The 2,139-nt window shown below is 48.8% G+C and carries 1 protein-coding gene and 12 tRNA genes; all 13 read left to right on the plus strand.

Annotated features, from left to right (window positions below):
- Positions 1-323 precede the first annotated feature (323 nt).
- The 13 genes from BpJC4_RS15620 (at position 324) to BpJC4_RS15680 (ending at position 2,080) form a co-directional block, all read left to right on the plus strand.
- A complete protein-coding gene (locus BpJC4_RS15620; RefSeq protein ID WP_151681998.1) occupies positions 324-800 on the plus strand; it encodes a SprT family protein in 477 nt (158 codons plus the stop codon).
- Between the two features lie 150 nt (positions 801-950).
- Positions 951-1,025, plus strand: a tRNA-Asn gene (locus BpJC4_RS15625).
- 4 nt (positions 1,026-1,029) lie between these two features.
- Positions 1,030-1,122 (plus strand) — tRNA-Ser (locus tag BpJC4_RS15630).
- Positions 1,123-1,157: 35 nt separating this feature from the next.
- A tRNA-Glu gene (locus tag BpJC4_RS15635) sits at positions 1,158-1,229 on the plus strand.
- Positions 1,230-1,255: 26 nt separating this feature from the next.
- Positions 1,256-1,328: transfer RNA gene (locus BpJC4_RS15640), tRNA-Asp, on the plus strand.
- A gap of 4 nt (positions 1,329-1,332) precedes the next feature.
- A tRNA-Gln gene (locus tag BpJC4_RS15645) sits at positions 1,333-1,407 on the plus strand.
- 7 nt (positions 1,408-1,414) lie between these two features.
- Positions 1,415-1,490: transfer RNA gene (locus BpJC4_RS15650), tRNA-Lys, on the plus strand.
- Between the two features lie 6 nt (positions 1,491-1,496).
- Positions 1,497-1,578, plus strand: a tRNA-Leu gene (locus tag BpJC4_RS15655).
- 10 nt (positions 1,579-1,588) lie between these two features.
- A tRNA-Gly gene (locus BpJC4_RS15660) sits at positions 1,589-1,663 on the plus strand.
- Between the two features lie 64 nt (positions 1,664-1,727).
- A tRNA-Leu gene (locus tag BpJC4_RS15665) sits at positions 1,728-1,812 on the plus strand.
- A 5-nt stretch (positions 1,813-1,817) separates the two neighbouring features.
- Positions 1,818-1,891: transfer RNA gene (locus BpJC4_RS15670), tRNA-Arg, on the plus strand.
- Positions 1,892-1,924: 33 nt separating this feature from the next.
- Positions 1,925-1,998, plus strand: a tRNA-Pro gene (locus BpJC4_RS15675).
- 8 nt (positions 1,999-2,006) lie between these two features.
- Positions 2,007-2,080: transfer RNA gene (locus tag BpJC4_RS15680), tRNA-Gly, on the plus strand.
- The last annotated feature ends 59 nt before the right edge of the window (positions 2,081-2,139 follow it).

Genomic DNA, 2,139 nt, shown 5'->3' on the forward strand with positions numbered 1-2,139 from the left:
GAGTGTCTGGAAATCACTGATTTTTAAACGATGTCGAGAAAAATTTGATACATACAACCATAACAAAACCACCGTTATATGCTATAATAACTTGTCATATGATAAGAAAAACGGATGTCGTTTGATTGTCGGCGTATGAACTGCTGGGTCCCGACTGAGATAAAGGAAACACGGTGAGCCTTCAAGGAGAATCGATGTCGACTTATCGAGGGGGGAGGGAAATACTTTAGCCGATGGGCGGCGAAGCTGGACAATAGAAAAGGGGAGCCGCGCAGATCCGGGCAAAAAACTAACGCGTTGGCTTGACAAAGGAGGCCGCCAATTTGGACAATATACAATTGCAAAAGCTTGTTGAAGAAATTTCTTTACAGCACTTCCATAAACCGTTTCAGCACCGGGCTTCGTTTAACCCCCGCCTGCGCACAACAGGCGGCAGATACTTATTAAAAAACCACAATATCGAAATCAATAAAAAGTATTTAGAAGAACTGGGGGAAAAAGAACTGATCGGGATTATTAAGCACGAGCTTTGCCATTACCATCTTCATCTTGAAGGCAAAGGATACCGGCATCGCGACCGGGACTTCAAACAACTGCTGAAAAAAACCGGCGCTCCCCGCTACTGTTCTGCGTTGCCGAGCAAAGAGGATGCCTCCTCCAGCTGCCGGCCATCCCATCTTTATGAATATGTCTGTGGAGATTGCGGCGTCCTATACAGGCGGAAAAGAAGAGTGGACGTAAACCGTTACGTCTGCGGAAAATGCGGCGGGAAGCTTCAATTACACCGCCGTATATTCTGATCCCGGCGGGGAAATCATGATGTGTGAACCTGCGCCATTTCCGTCCATTTGCGGGCAGTGATATTTTTTAAAAATAAATTTTAAAATTGGGTTGACACCCTAGCCTTGCGTCAGTATAATTTTAAGAGTCGACAAGATGATATTAGTTATTCCGCAGTAGCTCAGTGGTAGAGCAATCGGCTGTTAACCGATCGGTCGTAGGTTCGAATCCTACCTGCGGAGCCATTTTGGGGAAGTACTCAAGTTGGCCGAAGAGGCGCCCCTGCTAAGGGCGTAGGTCGCGTTTAGCGGCGCGAGGGTTCAAATCCCTCCTTCTCCGCCATACATAAGCTGTTCTTTAAAAGCAGTAGTTGTTGCGGCCCGTTGGTCAAGCGGTTAAGACACCGCCCTTTCACGGCGGTAACACGGGTTCGAATCCCGTACGGGTCATTTGACATTTTATATTTTTGGGTGTTGGTTCCGTAGTGTAGCGGTTATCACGCCTGCCTGTCACGCAGGAGATCGCGGGTTCGATTCCCGTCGGAACCGTCATTGGGCCATAGCCAAGCGGTAAGGCAACGGACTTTGACTCCGTGATGCGCTGGTTCGAATCCAGCTGGCCCAGCCATTTTTTCGAGCCATTAGCTCAGTCGGTAGAGCATCTGACTTTTAATCAGAGGGTCGCAGGTTCGAATCCTGCATGGCTCACCATTTTCCGCGGGTGTGGCGGAATTGGCAGACGCACCAGACTTAGGATCTGGCGCCGTACGGCGTGGGGGTTCGACTCCCTTCACCCGCATTGAGTGTATGCGGAAGTAGTTCAGTGGTAGAACATCACCTTGCCAAGGTGGGGGTCGCGGGTTCGAGTCCCGTCTTCCGCTCCATTAAAGTAGCTGTTGACATTTGAAACGGTAATTGATATAATATAAAATGCGTGTTATTCTTAACGCGGTCGTGGCGGAATGGCAGACGCGCTAGGTTGAGGGCCTAGTGGGAGTTAAATCCCGTGGAGGTTCAAGTCCTCTCGGCCGCATTTACGCGCCCATAGCTCAATTGGATAGAGCGTTTGACTACGGATCAAAAGGTTAGGGGTTCGACTCCTCTTGGGCGCGCTCTTTTTTTATGAAAAGAAAAAGAATATGAAGCGGGAAATAGCTCAGCTTGGTAGAGCACATGGTTTGGGACCATGGGGTCGCAGGTTCGAATCCTGTTTTCCCGATTGGATTTGCGGGTGTAGTTTAGTGGTAAAACCACAGCCTTCCAAGCTGTTGTCGTGGGTTCGATTCCCATCACCCGCTCCATGAATTTATTGTTGACAGCTATTATAATTGGTGTTATTATGATACAGTCGCTGTTTTAG

Source organism: Weizmannia acidilactici (assembly GCF_008974185.1).
Taxonomy (GTDB): domain Bacteria; phylum Bacillota; class Bacilli; order Bacillales; family Bacillaceae_C; genus Weizmannia; species Weizmannia acidilactici.